Raw genomic sequence first — 17,657 nt, forward strand, 5'->3', positions numbered from 1 at the left:
GCCTTGGGGGTTCCCGTCCGGTACGGTCAGGCCCCCGGCGCCGCTCCCGCCACCACCGGGGGCGCCGGCGGCGACACCGCGTGACCGCGGTCCCGGGCCGCCCAGCGGGCGACCGGCCCCATCGCGTACCCCGCCGCGAGGAACACCCCGCCCAGGACCAGCCAGCCGGCCAGGCCCCCCTCCAGCAGCAGCGCGGTGAGCAGCAACGGTCCGAGGGTGCGGGCGACGGCGACGCCGGTGCCGAAGAAGCCCTGGTACTGGCCGATCCGCCCGGGCGGGGCGAGGTCGAAGGCGATCTGCCAGCTGCCGGCCGACTGCCGCATCTCCCCGGCCACCTGCAGGACGGAGGCGGCGACCAGCAGCGCGCCGACCGCCCAGACCGGCACGTCCAGCGCGGACAGCCCGAACACGGCGCAGGAGCCGAGCAGCAGCAGCCCGGCGGAGCGGACCGCCCGGGCGGCCGGTTCCAGTCCGGTGATGCCGCGGGCCGCCCGGACCTGGAAGGCCAGCACCGCGAGGGTGTTGAGCACGAACAGCGCCGAGCCGAGCCAGCCGATCCCGGGGGCGCGCGCGGCGATCCAGAGCGGGATGATCAGGCTGAGCAGCGGCATCCGCAGCAGCAGGACGGCGTTGACCGCGGTGACGGCGGCATACCGGCGGTCGCGCAGCACGGCCAGGCGCGGCCCGGCGTCCGACGGCCCGGTCGCGGGCGGGGCTTCGGGCAGCCGCCGCAGGACCAGCGCGCCGATCAGGAAGCCGAGCGCGGTGACGGCGAAGGCGGCCAGGTAGGCGGCGCGGGTGCCGACGCTGAGCGCGATGCCGCCGATCGCCGCGCCGACGGCCAGTCCGCCGTTGAGGGTCGACTGGATGTGGGCGAGCAGCGCGGTCCGCTGCGCGGGCGGCACCAGGGCGGCGACCAGCGCCTGCCGGGCGGCGGTCAGGCCGGACTGCGCGGTGGCGTAGAGGCAGACCGCGAGCAAGAACAGCGGGTAGGAGCGGATCACCAGGAAGGCGGCGACCACGGCCGCCGTGCCGAGCGCGAGCGCCATCGAGGTGCGGCGCGGGCCCCGCTGGTCGGCGAGGTGTCCGAGCGGGACACCGGCGAGGGAACCGAGCGCCCAGGCGAGGGTGAGGCCGAGCCCGAGGGCGGTCGGGGACATCCCGACCACCCGGGTGAAGTAGAGGGCGGAGCAGGTGTAGTACGCGCCGTCGCCCACGGCGGCGGCCAACTGGGCGGCCGCGAGGGTCCGCTGGGGCCCGGCGGGCGGCAGGGCACCCCAACGGGCGGTTCGGTCGGACGGCATGCCCCTCCTTCACTCGTTCGCGGGCGCCACCGGCCGGAGGCGTCCGGGCGGTCACCCGCACGCGCCCCAGGGCCGTCAACGCCCCGCGGCCGTAAACGCCTCACGGACCGTCACCCTTGTTCGCGGCCCCCGGACGGGCGGCGCGCGGAGTCGGTCCTCGCAACCGCCGGTTCGGGTGCGCCCCCAGCCTACGGAAGAACCGGCCCAGTGGAACGGTCCAGTGATCAAGGAATTTCCTGGGCCAATTCCCCCTGCCGCCGCACCGTCGACCGACCCCTGAACCCGCGTGCGAGGGGCGCCAGTTGGCGCCTCCGAGCCCGTCCCGGCGGCCCTGCCCCGGCCCCGCCCGCAGCTCCGAAGCGCCGTCCGTACCCGCTCCGACTCCGCTCCCGCCGACCGCCGCACAACCGTGATCGGGCCGACCAAGGGCCAACTTTGACCGTGTTGACCCGTCAGTAGCCTCCTTTTATGCTCAACGGCGTTCGCGATCCGGCACCGGCCCGGGGCCGCCCCGCCCGCCCGTTCCGTCGCCGTCTCCGGCCCGAAGGGTGTCCTCCCATCAGCACCTCCCTCGCCCCCTCGGACTCCAACGGCCGACCGCGCGACGCCGGGCACCCGCACGGTACGGCTGCTGCCACGGACGCCCCGGGCACCGCCGGCGCTCCGGCCGACCCGGACGCCCCGGGCCCGGAGGGCACCCGCCGCCGGCGCTTCCTCACCTACCTGCTGGCCGCGCCCACCCTCACCGTCGGCGCCCGCCTCGGCGCCGACGCCGTCGCACCCGCCACCGCACAGGCCGCCCCGCGCCCCGTCCCGTCCCCCGCCGCGGCCGCCGTGCCGGTCCGCGAGACCGCCCTCCCCCAGCAGCTGATCGGCCTGCCCGGCATCCCGGACATCGTCGACCTCGGCGACGCGATGATCATCGCCGGGCTGCCGACCGCCCACCTGCTGGTCCTCGAAGTCACCCCCGCCGGACGCGCCGTGCTGCACCTGCCCCGGCTGGAGGTCGGCCAGGGCCTCACCACCGCGATCGCCGTCATCGTCGCCGAGGAGCTCGACGCCCGGCTCTCCGACGTCGACGTCCCGCTCTCCGACGCCCGCCCCGAACTGCTCTTCAACCAGCTGACCGGCGGCTCCAACTCGATCCGCTCGCTGTACGACCCGGTCCGCGCCGCGGCCGCCGCCGCCCGGGCCCGGCTGGTGACCGCCGCCGCCAGGCGCTGGAACGTTCCCGCGCCCACCCTGCGCACCGCCGACTCCGCCGTCCTCGCCCCCGACGGCCGCCGGCTCGGCTACGGCGACCTCGCCGCCGAGGCGGCCACCGTCGCCGCCCCCGCCGTCCCGGCCCTCCCCAAGACCCCCGACCAGCTGCGCCTGGTCGGCCGGCCGACCGGCCGGATCGACGCCCGCGACATCGTCACCGGCCGTGCCAAGTACGCCGGGGACCTCGACGTCCCGGGCGCCGTGCCCACCGTGGTCGCCCGCCCGACCACCGTCAACGGCACCCTCAAGTCCCTGGACGCCTCCGCCGCCCGCGCCATGCCCGGAGTCCTCGGGGTGGTGCGGATCCCGACCGGCGTCGCCGTCCTCGCCGAGACCTTCGACCAGGCGCTCAAGGCCCGCGACGCACTGCGCACCACCTGGAACCCGGGGCCGGTCGCCGGCCTGTCCGACGCCGACGTACGGTCCCGGCTGCGCGCCGCCCACCTGCCGTCCCTCCCGCCGCCGCTGCTCTCCCACCGGCTGGAGGGCGAGTTCGACTTCGCCTTCGTCAACCACGCCCCGATGGAGGTGCTCACCGCCGTCGCCGACGTCCGGCCGAACCGGGCCGAGCTGTGGTTCGCCGCGCAGAGCCCGATCCTCGCCCAGGGCACCATCGCCGCCGAACTCGGCCTGCCGACGAACGCCGTCACCGTCCACGTGGTGCGCGGCGGCGGCTCGTTCGGCCGCCGGCTGTTCTTCGACGCCGCCCTGGAGGCCGCCCAGGTCTCCAAGGCCGCCGGCCGCCCGGTCAAGCTGATGTGGACCCGCAACGACGACATGCGCCACGGCCGGATGCGCCCCGCCAGCCACCACATCGTCCGGGCCACCTACGGCCTCGGCCAGGTGTTCAGCTGGGAGCACCACGTGGCGGGCGTCCGCACCGACCTCGGACACGGCCTCGGCGACATGTTCACCGCCGCCGGCTACAAGCTCCCGCTGGCCGGGCTCACCGGCGCCGAGCTGTTCTTCCTGCTCACCGAGAAGATCCCGTACGACGTCGGGGTGACCAACCAGCTGCTCGCCGAGGTGCCGCTGGAACTGCACACCGGCAGCTGGCGCTCCGTCTACTCCGGCACCGTCCGGGTCTCCGACGAGATCATGATGGACGAACTCGCCCGCCGGATGGGCCAGGACGAACTCGCCTTCCGCCGCGACCGGATGCGCAGCGCCACCGGGCGGGCGGTGCTGGACGAGCTCGCCAAGCGGGGCGGCTGGGGCCGCCCGATGCCCCCCGGCCAGGCCCAGGGCATCGGCTACCACGACGAGCACAGCGCCTGCGTCGCCTACCTGGTCGAGCTGGACGCCACCGACCGCGCCAACCCCCGGGTCACCAAGGCCGTCGTCGTCGCCGACGTCGGCCGGGTGATCAACCCCACGGGCCTGGAGGCCCAGCTCACCGGCGCGCTGGTCGACGGCATCTCGGTGATCCTCCAGGCCGGCAACCACCTGGACAACGGCGCCTTCCGGGAAGGCAGTTACGGCGACTTCCACTACGCCCGGCAGCGGCACACCCCGCCGGTGGTCGAGATCCACCTGATGCCGCCGAGCGGACCGCCCGGCGGCGCGGGCGAGCTGGGCGTCCCGGCCGCCTCCGCCGCCGTCGCCAACGCCTACGCCCGCGCGACCGGCACCAGCCCGCGCTCCTTCCCGATCAACTTCTGACCACCAGCCGAGCCAGCCGAGGAACCGCGACCCCCATGCCCAGCCACACCTTCGTCCTCAACGGGCAGCCCGTGACCGTCGAGGCCCCGGACGACATGCCCCTGCTCTGGGTGCTGCGCGACAAGCTCGGCGTCACCGGCCCCAAGTACGGCTGCGGGGTGGGCGTCTGCCGCGCCTGCACCAGCCACCTGGACGGCCAGGAGTTCCAGCCCTGCACCCGTTCCGTCAAGGACTGCGCGGGCCACACCGTCACCACCATCGAGGGCCTGGCCGACGGCGAGGTGCTCCACCCCGTCCAGGAGGCCTGGCTCGCCTGCGACGTCGCCCAGTGCGGCTTCTGCCAGCCGGGCCAGATCATGACCGCCGTCGCCCTGCTGCGCCGCACCCCGAACCCGACGGACGCGGACATCGACCAGATCCAGAACATCTGCCGCTGCGGCACGTACCCGCGCATCCGCGAGGCGATCAAGCAGGCCGCCACCCGGCAGGGCGCCAAGCCCTGAGCCCTGGGCCCTGGGCCCTGGGCCCTGGGCCCTGGGCCCGGGTTCGGCTTCGGATTCGGGTTCGGTCCCGCTGCCGGTCCGAACCCTGGCGCCACCGGTCCAGACCACCTAGGCTGACCGGACCCCGTCGCCGAGCCGGCAAGGATGACGCATGATCAGGCGCCGTTCACTGCTCGCCCTCACGGGCCTGGGCGGGACCGCCGCCCTGCTGCCCGCCGCGCCCGCCCTCGCCGCGCCGGTCGCTCCGACCGCCCCGCCGCGCACCATCGACCTCCCCGCGCCCACCGTCGGCCGGCCGGTCGGCACCACCAGCCTGCACCTGGTCGACCACGACCGGCTCGACCCCTTCGCGCCCACGCCCGGCCCGCGCGAGCTGATGGTCCAGCTCTGGTACCCGGCGCGCGGCACCGCCGGCCGGCCCCTCGCGCCCTACACCACCCCCCGGGTCGCGGCCGTGATCGAACAGGCCCTGCCGCTGGACCCGGGCACCCTCGGCCTGGTCCGCCCCACCGCCCGCGCCGGCGCGCCCGCCCACCCCGGGCCGCTCCCCCTGCTGCTGCTCGGCCACGGCCGCAAGGGCGGGCGCAGCAACTGCACTGCTCTGGCCGAGGAGTTGGCCGCGCACGGCTACCTCGTCGCGGCTCTCGACCACACCTACGACGCCGCCGCCGTCGAGTTCCCGGACGGCCGGCTGGTGCGCAGCGTCCTGTCGGAGGAGCCACCGGACTGGGACGCCGCCGAGCGCGAGGAGATCGCCGCGCGGGTCGGCGACCTGCGCTTCGTCACCGGCCGACTGACCGGCGGCCGACTGCCGTTCCGGGTCGACGAGGCCCGGATCGGCGTGCTCGGCCACTCCATGGGCGGAGCCGCGGCCGCCGAGGCGCTGCGCCAGGACCCGCGCTTCCGGATCGGCCTCGACCTGGACGGCGGCCTGTTCGGCTCCCCCGTCCCGGAGCTCGGGCTGGACCGGCCGTTCCTGCTGCTCACCTCGCTCGACGACCACGACACCTGGCGGCGCTGGCGCGAGCACCACCACGCCTGGGGCCGCCAACTGCGCACCCTGGGCGCGGGCCACTTCAGCTTCACCGACCTGCCGCACGCCGCCGTCCCCGGCAACCTCCCGGGCCACCTGCCCCCCGAGCTCTACGCCGCCCTGCTCGGCACCATCGCCCCCGCCCGCGCCACCGCACTCACCCGCACCTACGTCCGGGCCTTCGCCGACCACTTCCTCCGCGACCGCCCTGCCCCGCTCCTCGACGCCCCGTCCCCGCGCCACCCGGAGATCGAGTTCCGCTGGAGCCGCCGGTAGGCGCCGACCCCGTCAGGTAGCCGCCGGGTCGCGGCCGAAGAAGGCGGCGAGCCGGTCGTACGCCGGGGCGTCCTCGGGGACGTCGACGGCGGGCCCGAAGGCGTGCCGCTCCTCCTCGGCGCCCCGGTACCCGGGTTTGAGCGCGCCGGTCGCCCAGGCGAGCGCGGCGAGCGCGACCTCGTGGTCCAGGCCCTCGGTGGACTGGCCGGTGGCATGGGCCAAGTCCCAACCGTGGACGGCGAATTCGGTGGTCTGCTGGTCCACCGGGAAGCGGGCCGGGAGGGTGCCGACGCCGGGGACCTCCAGGGTGCCGCCGAGGTCGCCGGCCGCGCGCCAGGCGTCGACCAGCTCCTCCGCCCCGGCCTCGAAGGCGTGCAGCCAGTCCTCCTCGACCCGTTCGAAGGGCTGCGACCAGTCCGGCTGCCCGCCCTTCGCCCGGACGGTGAACTGCCGCAGGTCGTGCAGGAGGTGGCTGACCAGGTCGCCGACGTCCCAGGAGCGGCAGGGCGTCGGGTGGCCGGCCAGCTCGACGCCGGTGCCGTCGATCAGCCCGGCGGTCTGCGCGAGCGCCCGGGCGAGCAGCCCGATCGGGTCTTCCGCTGCGGTCATGGCACACCTCTCGGTACGGGTCCCGGTCCGGGAGCACGGGTCGTGCCGGGCGATCGTAAGCGCGTGCGCCGACAACCGCCCGGCGCGACACCGGGCCCGCCGCCGCCCGGGGCGCGCCCCGCGGATCCCTGCCGGGCCTGCGGGACACGCCCCGGGGGCCTGCCGTCGAACCCGCGTCAGGCGGCGAAGCCGCCGTCCACCGCCAGCTCGGCGCCGGTGACGTACCGGCCGCCCTCGCCGACCAGGTAGGAGACCGCGGCGGCGACCTCCGCGCCGGTGCCGAAGCGGCCGAGCGCGGTGAGCTCGCGCTGGCCCTCCGCCGCGGGGCCGCCGGCCGGGTTCATGTCGGTGTCGATCGGCCCCGGGTGGACCAGGTTGGCGGTGATCCCGCGCGGCCCGAGCTCCCGGGCCAGCGCCTTGGTCAGGCCGATCAGCGCGGCCTTGCTGGTCCCGTACAGCGTGGCGCCGGGGAAGGCGACGCGCTGGGCTATGCAGCTGCCGAGGTTGACGATCCGCCCGCCCTCGGTCAGGTGCGCGGAGGCCGCCCGGGCGTACAGGAAGGGTGCCCGGACGTTCACCTCCAGGACCCGGTCGACATCCTCCAGCGTGAGGTCGCCGATCGGGCCGAGGACGCCGACGCCCGCGTTGTTCACCAGGACGTCCAGCCTCCCGAACCGCTCGACGACGGCCTCGACCACGCCCCGCACCGCCTCCGGGTCGGCGCTGTCCGCCCGTACGGCCCAGCCGGTCCGCCCCATCGCGGTGATCTTCGCGGCGACCTCCTCGGCCCGCTCCGCGCCGCCCTGGTAGGTCAGCACCACGTGGGCGCCGTCCTCGGCGAGCCGCAGGGCGACCGCCGCCCCGATCCCCCGGCTGCCGCCGGTCACCAGGGCCACCTTGCCGTCGAGGCTGTCGAGCACTGCCGCACCGTTCATCGTCATATCTCCAGAACTCCTCGTTCCGATCTCGGACATGACTCGATCCTGGCCCGGGGACCTTCAAACCTCCGGCGGTATTCGGACGTTGCGTTCAACGTTCAACCAAGTCGCGACGTGCTCCCGTGCCCCGGCGTGTGCGCCGACCACCGGTGGTGCGGTCCGACCGCCGGCCGCCCGGCCCGGGGCCCCCGGGAACGGACCGCGAACGCGCCGGGACCGGCCGAGCGGCCGCCCTGATGGGGGCGGCCGCTCGGACGGTCGGACAGCCGTCAGTCGGTCAGACGGTCAGCGTCTGGCCCGGGAAGATCAGGTCCGGGTCACCGCCGATGGTGCGCAGGTTCTTCTGGTACAGGCTGTCCGTGTCGGTGCCGAACTTGGCCGCGATGTCGCTCAGGGTGTCACCGCTCCTGACGGTGTAGCCGCCCGCGGCGGTGTTCTTCGGCGCGACCGGCGCGGACTGCGCCGGCTTGGCCGAGGGCTGCCCCTTGGGCGCCTGCTGAGCGGCCGCCGGCTTGGCGGCGGGCTTGGCCGCGGGCTTGGCGGCCTTCGTGGCCGGCTTGGCCGCCTTGGCCGCCGTGCCGCCCGAGGTGTCGGCGACGGCCGGGGCGCCGCCCTTGCCCAGGCCCGCCCTCTGCGAGCAGACGGGCCAGGCGCCCGCACCCTGCGAGGCGAGGACCTTCTCCGCGACGGCGATCTGCTGCGCCTTGGTCGCCTTGTTGGCCTGGGAGGCGTACGCGGTCCCGCCGTACGCGGCCCAGGTGGACGGGCTGAACTGCAGTCCTCCGTGGAAGCCGTTGCCGGTGCTGGTGCTCCAGTTCCCGCCGCTCTCGCACTGGGCGACGGCGTCCCAGGTCGAGGAGGTAGCGGCGGAGGCCGAGGTGGCCGTGACGAGGCCGGCCACCGGCAGGGCCGCGACGGCGGCGCCCGCGAGGACCGCCATCCGCACGCGGTGGCGCTTGGTGGTGGCGGTGGTGTCGGTGGCAGCGGCGGTCTCGTGACGGGGATTCATACAGTTCCTCTCGACAAGTCCCGGGTGGGCATGCGGAACCAGGCCCGGGACATGGGCCGGCAGTCTTTCGCTCACCTCACTCGACGGGCGGCCGGACACGTGTCGGACGTGCCGTGCCGCCCCGGTCACCTCCGCACGCCGACGGCCTGTTCGAGCCGGTCTCGTCGGCGGGCACCGCCCTCACGCCGCGGGTCAGTCGGCGGGCAGTGCGTCGGGGTGAACCCGGGTGGCGCTCGTTGCGCCGCCAATGAAGCTAGGGGGCATCACCCGGACGCAGCAAGCAATTCTTCGACGTCGCAGGTCAGTTGACTGTTACCGGCGGTACGGGTCAAAAAATCATGCCCGATTTGACCATTTTTGACCAGATTTCCAAGATCAAACGGTCAAATTCCGTGCCCTCACTCACACCTGTCCGCCCGAGAAAGCCGTCACACCATCCACGCGGAGGAACCGTCAGCTGACGCACCGTCACCACCGCACCCGGAGTTCCCGGTTCCGCGCCGCCGTCGAGTGGCATCCGTCACGCCCGACACGTACGGCGACCACGCGAACACCCTCAGCGACGGCCGTCGAGCTCCGCGTCCCGCGCCAACAGCGCCGCCTGGACCCGGTTGTCGCAGCCCAGCTTGGCCAGGATCCGGCTGACGTAGGTCTTCACCGTCGCCTCGCTCATGTGGATCCGCGCCCCCGCGTCGGCGTTGGACAGACCCTCTCCGAGCAGGGCCAACACCTCCAGCTCGCGCGGGGTGAGCACCTCCAGCCGACGCCGCGCCGCGACGGCGCGGGCGGCCAGCGAGGCGCTGCGCCCGGAAGCCAGCGAGTCGACGATGTGCCGGGTCGCGGCCGGCGAGAGGAAGGCGTTCCCGCCCGCCGCCGCCCGGACGGCCTGGATCAGCTCGTGCGGTGCGGTGTCCTTGAGCAGGAAGCCGGCACCGCCCTCGGTCACGGCGCGCAGGACGTTCTCGCGCTCCCCGAAGGTGGTGAGGATCAGCGCCCGCGCGCCGGGGGCGACCTTCGCCAGTTCCCCGAGCGCCGTCAGCCCGTCCATCACCGGCATCTGGATGTCCAGCAGCACCACGTCCACCCGGTGCGCCCGCGCGAGCTCCAGCGCCTCCCGCCCGTCGGCGGCCTCCGCGACCACCTCGATGTCCTCGGCGGAACCGAGGATCATCCTGATTCCGGCCCGGATCAGCGGCTCGTCGTCGGCGACGAGGACTCGGATCACGCTGGTCATTCCCCTCGAACGGTGCTGTGGGCTGCGGCACCATCCTCACATCCCGGCAGGACCGTTCCGAACCACCCCGATCCGGACCACCGTGATCCGAAACCGGCCCGGCCCGCCCGGCCGGGGCACCCGCCCGCGCACGGGGGCACTCAACCGCTGATCACGTACTCCTGTTTCTCCACCAGTGCCCCGTCCCGGAAGCAGAATCGCGCCACGTGCTCCTCGTTCCAGCCGGCGCCGGGCGCCCCGTTCAGGGCGAACCAGCGGCAGTGCGCGCCCTCCGGGATCTCGGGCCCTGTCCCCTTATACGTGTCGGTGATGAAGTCGTTGCCGCGCGGCAGCGTCTGCAGCACCTCGGACTCGGCGGTGCCCACCCTGATCTGGTCGTACATCGGCTGCTGCACGGTCGCGTCGTTGGTGCCCTTGACGAAGGCGACCACGCCCCAGACCGCCAGGCCGAGCACGGTCACCGCGATCGCGACCACCCCGAGGGCGCAGCCCATCGCCGGACTGCGCCGCTTGCGCTCCGGCTCCTCGACGGGCGGCAGGCCGTCCAGCATCCAGTCCTCGGCCCCGTCCGCCGCCGCGTCCTGCTCCTCCCCTTCATAGGGGAGCACCGCCGCCAGCCGGAAGCCCTGCTCCGGCGTGGGCCCGGCGTGCACCATGCCGCCGACCAACCGGGCGCGCTCCCGCAGGCCGGTCAGCCCCTGACCGCCGCTGACGGCCGCGCCCACCCCGACGCGTGCCCCCACGAGCTCCGGCGCGCGGGCGTTGGTGACCTCCACCACCAGCGCGTCCGGCTCGTACCGCAGCGCGACGCCGATCGGCGCGCCGGGGGCGTGCTTGTGCGCGTTGGTGAGCGCCTCCTGCACGATCCGGTACGCCGCGTGGTCGACGGCGGCCGCCAGCGGACGCCGCTCCCCCTCCACGGTCAGGTCGATCCCGGCCCCCGCCGCCCGGGAGGACTCCACCAGCCCCTCGATCCCGTCCACCCCGCCCCGGGCCGGCGCCCCGGCACCCGCCCCGGTGGCCGCCGACCCGGCGGTGGGCACCCCGGCGGCCGCCGGGGCGGTGGCCGGCACCGCCGTCGACTCGTCGTGCAGCACCCCGACCACCTCGCGCAGCTCGCGCATCGCCGCGACCGCCGCCTGCCGCAGCACCCCGACCGCCTCGCGCTGCCGGTCGGTGAGCGTCCGGTCCACCTCCAGCGCGCCCGAGTGCACCGAGATCAGTGCCAGTTGGTGGCCCAGGCTGTCGTGCATGTCCTGGGCGATCCGGTGCCGCTCGCGCAGCCGCGCCTGGTGCACCACCATGACCCGCTCGCGCAGCAGCTGCTCGTTGCGCTCGCGCAGCGCGTCCAGCAGGGCGCGGCGCTGCGCCCGGTAGCGGCCGTAGAGCGCGGGCAGCACGGCCACCACCAGGAAGGCCCCGAACGACAGCGGCAGCAGCAGCTTCGGCGAGAACGAGGCGCCCTCCTTCAGCACGCCCGTCATGGTGAACAGCGCCCAGCCCACCACGAAGGTGCCGACCAGCGACCAGACCCGGCGGATCCGCGCCCCGGCCGTCCAGCCCGCGCAGACCAGCATCGGGATCGGGCCGACCGCCCAGCCGGCGGCGGCCGCGACGACGACCAGCACGGTGGCCGGCAGGCCCTTGCGCAGCACCCACGCCACCGCGACCCCGACGCCGACGAGCACCGCCTGGCCGGTGTTGGAGAGCAGCTCCATCAGCGCGGCGAAGCCGCCCATCATCAGGGCGAGCAGTGCCTCGCCCACGACCCGCCGGGGCCGCCAGGGCCCCGGCAGCGCCGTCCGTACCGCCGTGTTCCAGGCCCGCGCGATCGCTTCCACCCGTCGAGGCTATCGGTCCGGCCGGGTCATCCGCCGTCCTCCTTCGTCGCCGCCCCCGCCGACGAAAGTCGCCTGGTCGGCCCCGTCCCGGTGGCCTGCCCGCCCGGTCCGCACGGCACGGCCGCCGGGTCCGAACGGCGCGGCCGCTCAGCCGAAGGCCGTGAGCAGCAGCGCCACGTCGTCCACCCGGCGGGCGGAGCCGACCTCGCGCAGCAGCCGCTCGGCCGCCTGCTCCAGTCCCTCCCCCGCCACCGCCCGGGCCAGCGCGGCCCGCAGCCGGTCCACGCCCTGGTCGATCGCCACCGCCGGGTCCTCCACCAGCCCGTCGGTGTACAGGGCGAGCACTGCCCCGCTGCCCAGCCGCAGGTCGCTGACCGGGTAGTCGGCCCGCTCGTCCACCCCGAGCAGCGGCCCGCCCGGGACGTACAGCGCCTCGGCCCGCCCGCCGGGGTGGCGCAGCACCGGCGGGAGGTGCCCGGCCCGGGCGATCCGGCCGAGCCCGACGGCCGGGGTGAGCCGGACCAGGCAGCAGCTGGCGAGCAGCCCGGGGTCGAGGTCGAGCAGCAGCCGGTTGGTGCGGGCGAGCACCTCGTCGGGCGGGTCGCCACCGGTGGCGAAGGCGCGCACGGCGCTGCGCAGCTGTCCCATCGTGGCGGCCGCGCCGACGCTGTGGCCCTCGACGTCGCCGATCACCAGGGTGACGTCCCCGCCGGTGACGATCGCGTCGTACCAGTCGCCGCCGATCTCCATGCCCTGGGTGCCGGGCAGGTAGCGGGCGGTGATCCGGATGCCGGGCACCTCGGGCAGCCGGTGCGGCAGCAGCGCCTGCTGCAGGCCGCGGGCCAGGGCGAACTCGGCGTCGTACAGCCGGGCGCGCTCCAGGGCCTGGGCGATGAAGCCGCCGAGCGCGGTGAACAGGCCGCGCTCCTCCACGGTGAACGGGCGCGGCGGGTCGAAGCCGACGATGCAGGTGCCGACCGGACGGCCGGAGGCGATCAGCGGCAGGAAGGCCCAGGCGCCCATCTCGTCCAGGGCCAGGCCGGGGTAGGTGGCGGCGAGTTCGCGCACCGACTCAAAGAAGACCGGGGTGCCGGTGCGGAGCGTCTCCGCGCCGGGCACCCGGGTGTCCATCGGGATGCCCTCGAAGGCGTCCAGGAAGCCGTCCGGGTAGCCGGTCTGCGAGAGCAGGTGCAGCCGCTGCTCGCGCACCGCGTAGATGGCGAGCTCCTGGCCGCCGAAGGCCGGCAGGAGTTCCTCGGCCACCGCCCGGCAGACGTCCCGGACGGTGACCGCCTCGGTGAGCGCGCTGGCCAGTTGGAGCAGGTGGTGGGTGCCGCCCATCCCCGTGCGGGCGGCGGGCGGCGGCGGGACGGCGGCCGGCTCGGCGGCGCCGGGCGGGGCCTCGGCCGCGACCACCCGGGCGGTGACGCCGTGCGGGTCCGGGTAGAGCGAGAAGGCGAGCCAGCCGTCCGGCGGTCGGGCGGCCAGGAAGGCGGTGGGCCGCTGGGAGAGCTGGGCGGCGCGGTAGCGGTTCTCGTAGAAGGGGTCGGCGAGCCAGGGCAGCGCCTCCCACGGGGGGCGGTGGACCAGGTCCTCGCGGCGGGCCCGGAGCAGCGGCTCGACGGCGCGGTTGGCGTAGCCGATCCGGCCGTCCTGGTCGAGCGCGAACACGCCCTCGGGCAGCCGGTCGACGGCGGCCGCGGCGGCGGTCAGGCTCCGGAGGTCCAGCACCGCGCCGACCAGGTGGGTCCGGCCGTCGGAGATCGCCCGGGGCACCCGGGCCCACAGCTCCACCGGGTACGGCAGGCCGTCCGGGCCGAGCACCCGGACCCGGGCGGCCAGCACCTCGCCGCGCTCCAGCGCGATCCGGGCGGCGGCCCGGAACCCGGGCAGGTCGCCGGGGGCGACGCGACGGCCCAGGGCGGCCACCGTGCCGTCGAATTCCCCGGGTCCGAAGCCGAAGATCTCCAGGAACTGGGTGTCGGCGGCGAGCGACCCGGTGGCCACGTCCCAGTCGAACAGCCCGACCCGGGTGGTCGGCACCGACGGCGGCGGCAGCTCCACCACGGCCGCCTCGCAGCCCGGCTCCACCGACTGCCCGGACTCCGCCAACCCGGCCAGGCCGTCGGCCAGTTGGGCGGCCGCCTCGGCCAGCCGCCGGGCCGCCGGCGCCGCCACCCCCTCGTCCGAGGCCGGCCACAGCGCGGTCAGCACCCCGAACCGCTCCACGCCGCGCCCCACCGGCTCGCAGGCGGAGACGAAGTCGTACGGCAGGCCGACCGCGAGCTGCGGGAAGCGCCGCATGGTGTCCTCGGCGTCGGTGAGGACGACGGCGCGCCCGGTCCGGAAGGCGACCGCGACCGGCAGCGGCCCCGCGGCGGCCACCCGCCGGAACGGGCCCATCACCGACAGCGGCACGCCCGCGATGGTGCGCAGCACCAGCGAGCGGCGGTCCCGCGAGCGCAGGTACACCAGCGAGCCGTACGCCCCGGTCGACTCCAGTACCCGGCGCGCGGCCAGGGCGAGCAGCTCGTCGCGCCGGTGGTCCGCCCGCCGGGCCGTCTCCCGGACGGACGGCGGGGCCGCCCGGCCGGTCTCCGCGCCGGCCCCGGGCTCCGGCGGCCGGTCCGGGCCGGTCGCGTGCGGATGGCGCATGCTCTTTTGCTACGCCCGGCCCGCACCGGTGTCAAGGCGAGCCCGCACCGGCCCGGGCTGCCCCGGGGCCCGCCGTGCGCCAGCATGGACGGCATGCCGAGCGAACCCCGCCGCACCACCGTGGTCAACCTCAAGGGCCACCGCGACGACCCCGGGTACCGCGACGTCGTCTACGTCGGCCGCGCCATGCACCGCGGCGGCTGGCACCTCGCCGAGTCCCCGCTGCACTGCCCGTACCGCCCCGGCCCGGACCTCACCCGCGAGGAGATGGTCGCCAGGTACCGCGCCCACCTGCTCGCCCACCCCGACCTGCTCGCCCTCGTCCCACCCCTGCGCGGCCACCGCCTCGGCTGCTGGTGCGCCCCGCTCCCCTGCCACGCCGACGTCCTCGCCGTCCTCGCCGACCACCCGCCTGCGTGATCCGCTTTCCCCACCTCTTCCACCATTTCGTATGCATAGCTGACTGTTCGATATTCTCCGGGCGGGTGGCGGCGTGGGGCCGCCGGTGGGGAAGCGAGAGCCGTATGCAGTCGTCGTCCGGGGGTCCCGCGAGCGGGACGGCGTGGCAGTGGGACGAGGAGACGGACGGCGGCGGGGCCCCCGAGGACGTGATCGCGGGCGGCGGGGAGCGCGCGCGGCCGAGCCGGCGCCGGCTGCTGCTCGGGGCCGGGGTGCTCGCGGTGGGCGGGGCCGCCTGGGCGTTCGGCCGTTCGGGTGTCGGCGGGGCCTTCCCCTCGCCCGGGCCGACCGGGCCGGTCCCGACCGCGCTGTCCGGGCCGACGCCGCTCTGGACGTACCGCGGCCCGGAGGCGATGACCCCGGAGCGCCTCACCGACCCGCCGAGCCACCCGGTCTACCTCTCCAGGAACGGCCTGCAGGTCCTCGACCACGAGAAGGGCACCGCCGCCCGGCTGCTGGTCTTCGACCCGCCGGCCGCCCGCAGCTGGCCCATCGACGGCGACGTGCTCGGCAAGGTGGTGGTCGGGCCCGACCACCTCTTCACGATCTACGAGGGCCACCTCGACGCCCGGCACTTCACCGACCCGGCCGGCGACTGGAGCCTGCCGCTGCCCGACGAGCTCCAGGGGCAGGTCCGCCTCGCCGGCTACGACCGCCAGGCCCCCGGCATCCTCTACGGCTACGCCTGGGGCCGCCCGCGGTCCGACGGCACCCGGACGGAGAACCGCCTCTTCGCGCTGCGGGTCACCGACCGCTCCCTGCTCTGGTCCGTCCGCACCGAGCAGACGGAGCAGCCGGTCACGCCCGCCACCCACATCGGAGGCGGCCTCCTCGCCTGCCTCCGCTTCCTCGGCGGCCGCGCCGAGGTGGTGGCCCGGGACGCCGCCACCGGCCGCGAGCTGTGGACCGCCCCCGGTGAGGAGGACCTGCGCTGGTGCGTGGCCGGCTCGGGGGGCTTCTTCGTCCCGGACGGCAACGGCGGCGTGCGCAGGCTGCTTCCCGCCGGCGAGCCGGGCTGGACCTACGCGCCCCACCGGGGCGAGTCCTGGCGGGCGCTGCCGCCCCTCGAACACGGCGGCCGGGTGTACGTCCCGTGGGACCAGGGCGTCGTCAGCTGCCTCGACCTGTCCTCCGGCGCGGAGCTCTGGTCCTGCCGGCTGCCGTTCCCGCTGGACCGCCGCAGCCGTCCGCTGGTCGCCAGGGACACGCTGTTCGTCCCGGGTACGGCGGCCGGCGGGGTCAGCGCGATCCACCCCGCGACCGGCGAGCTGGGGTGGACCTTCCACGACTCCGGTCCGGGGAAGGACGTCTGGACCCTCGCCACCGACGCGGCCCACCAGTTCGACGGCACCCGCCTCTACGCGGGCCACGACGACGTCCTGCACGCCCTCCCCCTGAACTGAGCGCCCCCCACGACACGGCAGGACGGCCCGATGCAGGTACGCCCGATCTCCCCCGACAACCTGGCCGAGCTGCTCGCCGACCGCATCGCCGCCCTGCCCGACGCCCGCGGCCGGCGCCTGCGGGTGGCCGTGGACGGCGCTGCGGCCGCCCGCCCCGGGGCGCTCGCCGACGCGCTGGTGGAGCCGCTGCGGCTGCGCGGCCACCCGACGCTGCGGGTCTCGGCCGACGGCTTCCTGCGCCCGGCCTCGATCCGGCTGGAGTACGGCCACCAGGACGCGGACGCCTTCCACGACCTCTGGCTGGACGACGGCGCCCTGGCCCGCGAGGTGCTCGACCCGCTGGAGCCGGGCGGCAGCGGCCGCGTCCTGCCCTCCCTGCGCGACCCGGCCACCGACCGGTCGACCCGCGCCCCGTACACCGAACTCCCGCCCGGCGGCGTGCTGTTGCTGGACGGCGCGCTGCTGCTCGGCCGCTGGCTGCCGCTGGAGCTGACCGTCCACCTGGCGCTCGGCCCGGCCGCGCTGGCCCGCCGCACCCCGGCCGACCAGCAGTGGACGCTGCCCGCCTTCGCCCGCTACGAGGCGGAGACCGGGCCCGCCGCGACGGCCGACGTCACCGTCCGGGTGGACGACCCGCGCCACCCCGCGCTGGTCGAGCGGCCGTGACCTCCGGGGCCGGGCCGCGCTGGCAGTACGGGCACCAGAACACCGTCCGGTCGCGCGGCGGCGAGCCCTGGCGCCCGGTGACGACGGGGGTGACGCAGCGCGGGCAGGGCCGTCCGGCCCGGCCGTAGACCCAGTGCTGGTAGCCGGGCCGGGTGTCGCCGGTGGTGATGTGGCCGGGGCGCAGCTTGTTGGCCTCCAGCATCTGCCGGGCGCGCTCCACCAGCCGGTCGGGGTGCGGGAGTTCGCCGACCTCGGTCCACGGCGTCACGCCCGCGACGAAGCACAGCTCGTTCGCGTAGACGTTGCCGATCCCGGCGAGGTTGCGCTGGTCGAGCAGGGCCTCGACGACCGGGCGGCCCGGGCGGGCGAGGAGCCGGCGGACGGCCTCGACCGGGTCCCAGTCGGAGCCGAGCAGGTCGGGGCCGAGATGGCCGACGATCCGCCGTTCGTCGGCGGTGCGCAGCAGTTCCACGACGGGCAGCCGGTAGCCGACGGCGGTGCCCCGGTCGGTGCCGAGGACGGCGCGGATCTGCCACTCCGGGCCGCCGGTCCACCGCTCGCCGGGGCGGTAGACCACCCAGCGGCCGTCCATCCTCAAGTGGGTGTGCAGGGTGAGGCCGCCTTCGAAGCGGGCGAGCAGGTGCTTGCCGCGCGGGGCGACCTCCAGCACCCGGCGGCCGGTGAGGTCGGCGGTGGCGTGCGCGGGCACCCGCAGGTCGGCGCTGGTCAGCGGCTGTCCGGCGAGGGCCTCGTGCAAGTGGGCCGCCACGCGGTAGACGGAGTCACCTTCTGGCATGCCTCC

Annotated in this window: 14 protein-coding genes; 6 read left to right on the forward strand and 8 right to left on the reverse strand. The window is 75.9% G+C overall.

Annotated features, from left to right (window positions below; translation table 11 throughout):
- Positions 1–26 precede the first annotated feature (26 nt).
- Entirely contained in the window at positions 27–1,304 is a 1,278-nt protein-coding gene (locus ACWDD9_RS33255) for an MFS transporter (RefSeq protein ID WP_074005760.1), read from the reverse strand.
- A gap of 468 nt (positions 1,305–1,772) precedes the next feature.
- Here ACWDD9_RS33255 and ACWDD9_RS33260 point away from each other — a divergent pair, with 468 nt between their 5' ends.
- The 3 genes from ACWDD9_RS33260 (at position 1,773) to ACWDD9_RS33270 (ending at position 6,041) form a co-directional block, all read left to right on the forward strand.
- Entirely contained in the window at positions 1,773–4,229 is a 2,457-nt protein-coding gene (locus tag ACWDD9_RS33260) for a molybdopterin cofactor-binding domain-containing protein (protein WP_449813646.1), read from the forward strand.
- 35 nt (positions 4,230–4,264) lie between these two features.
- Positions 4,265–4,732, forward strand: coding sequence for a (2Fe-2S)-binding protein (locus ACWDD9_RS33265; protein ID WP_049652133.1), 468 nt, complete (start codon positions 4,265–4,267; stop codon positions 4,730–4,732).
- Between the two features lie 151 nt (positions 4,733–4,883).
- Positions 4,884–6,041 carry an alpha/beta hydrolase gene (locus tag ACWDD9_RS33270; RefSeq protein ID WP_449813647.1) on the forward strand — a complete coding sequence of 386 codons (1,158 nt, stop codon included), beginning with the start codon at positions 4,884–4,886 and terminating at the stop codon, positions 6,039–6,041.
- A 12-nt stretch (positions 6,042–6,053) separates the two neighbouring features.
- Here ACWDD9_RS33270 and ACWDD9_RS33275 read toward each other — a convergent pair whose 3' ends face one another.
- The 6 genes from ACWDD9_RS33275 to ACWDD9_RS33300 all read right to left on the reverse strand — a co-directional run bounded on the left by ACWDD9_RS33275 (position 6,054) and on the right by ACWDD9_RS33300 (position 14,327).
- Entirely contained in the window at positions 6,054–6,650 is a 597-nt protein-coding gene (locus ACWDD9_RS33275) for a TIGR03086 family metal-binding protein (RefSeq protein WP_049652127.1), read from the reverse strand.
- A gap of 176 nt (positions 6,651–6,826) precedes the next feature.
- Complete coding sequence (locus ACWDD9_RS33280) at positions 6,827–7,591, reverse strand: SDR family NAD(P)-dependent oxidoreductase (RefSeq protein WP_198959499.1); 765 nt, start codon at positions 7,589–7,591, stop codon at positions 6,827–6,829.
- A 274-nt stretch (positions 7,592–7,865) separates the two neighbouring features.
- The gene (locus ACWDD9_RS33285; RefSeq protein WP_449813648.1) at positions 7,866–8,597 is read right to left on the reverse strand and encodes a LysM peptidoglycan-binding domain-containing protein; all 732 of its coding nucleotides are present in this window, start codon (positions 8,595–8,597) and stop codon (positions 7,866–7,868) included.
- A gap of 556 nt (positions 8,598–9,153) precedes the next feature.
- Entirely contained in the window at positions 9,154–9,822 is a 669-nt protein-coding gene (locus ACWDD9_RS33290; RefSeq protein WP_049652130.1) for a response regulator transcription factor, read from the reverse strand.
- A 149-nt stretch (positions 9,823–9,971) separates the two neighbouring features.
- Positions 9,972–11,672, reverse strand: coding sequence for a sensor histidine kinase (locus tag ACWDD9_RS33295; RefSeq protein WP_387974066.1), 1,701 nt, complete (start codon positions 11,670–11,672; stop codon positions 9,972–9,974).
- A 147-nt stretch (positions 11,673–11,819) separates the two neighbouring features.
- A complete protein-coding gene (locus ACWDD9_RS33300; RefSeq protein ID WP_449813649.1) occupies positions 11,820–14,327 on the reverse strand; it encodes a SpoIIE family protein phosphatase in 2,508 nt (835 codons plus the stop codon).
- Between the two features lie 93 nt (positions 14,328–14,420).
- Here ACWDD9_RS33300 and ACWDD9_RS33305 point away from each other — a divergent pair, with 93 nt between their 5' ends.
- From ACWDD9_RS33305 to ACWDD9_RS33315, 3 genes are all read left to right on the forward strand, one after another.
- Entirely contained in the window at positions 14,421–14,747 is a 327-nt protein-coding gene (locus ACWDD9_RS33305) for a DUF4326 domain-containing protein (RefSeq protein ID WP_449813650.1), read from the forward strand.
- A gap of 104 nt (positions 14,748–14,851) precedes the next feature.
- Entirely contained in the window at positions 14,852–16,189 is a 1,338-nt protein-coding gene (locus tag ACWDD9_RS33310; protein ID WP_449813651.1) for an outer membrane protein assembly factor BamB family protein, read from the forward strand.
- Positions 16,190–16,219: 30 nt separating this feature from the next.
- Positions 16,220–16,855, forward strand: coding sequence for a nucleoside/nucleotide kinase family protein (locus ACWDD9_RS33315; protein WP_416875770.1), 636 nt, complete (start codon positions 16,220–16,222; stop codon positions 16,853–16,855).
- On the opposite strand, the gene ACWDD9_RS33320 is transcribed toward ACWDD9_RS33315, so the two are convergent.
- Entirely contained in the window at positions 16,803–17,651 is an 849-nt protein-coding gene (locus ACWDD9_RS33320; RefSeq protein WP_049659204.1) for a DNA-formamidopyrimidine glycosylase family protein, read from the reverse strand. The two genes, ACWDD9_RS33315 and ACWDD9_RS33320, sit on opposite strands and share 53 nt — an antisense overlap.
- Positions 17,652–17,657: the final 6 nt, after the last annotated feature.

The organism is Kitasatospora sp. NPDC001119, from assembly GCF_053598475.1.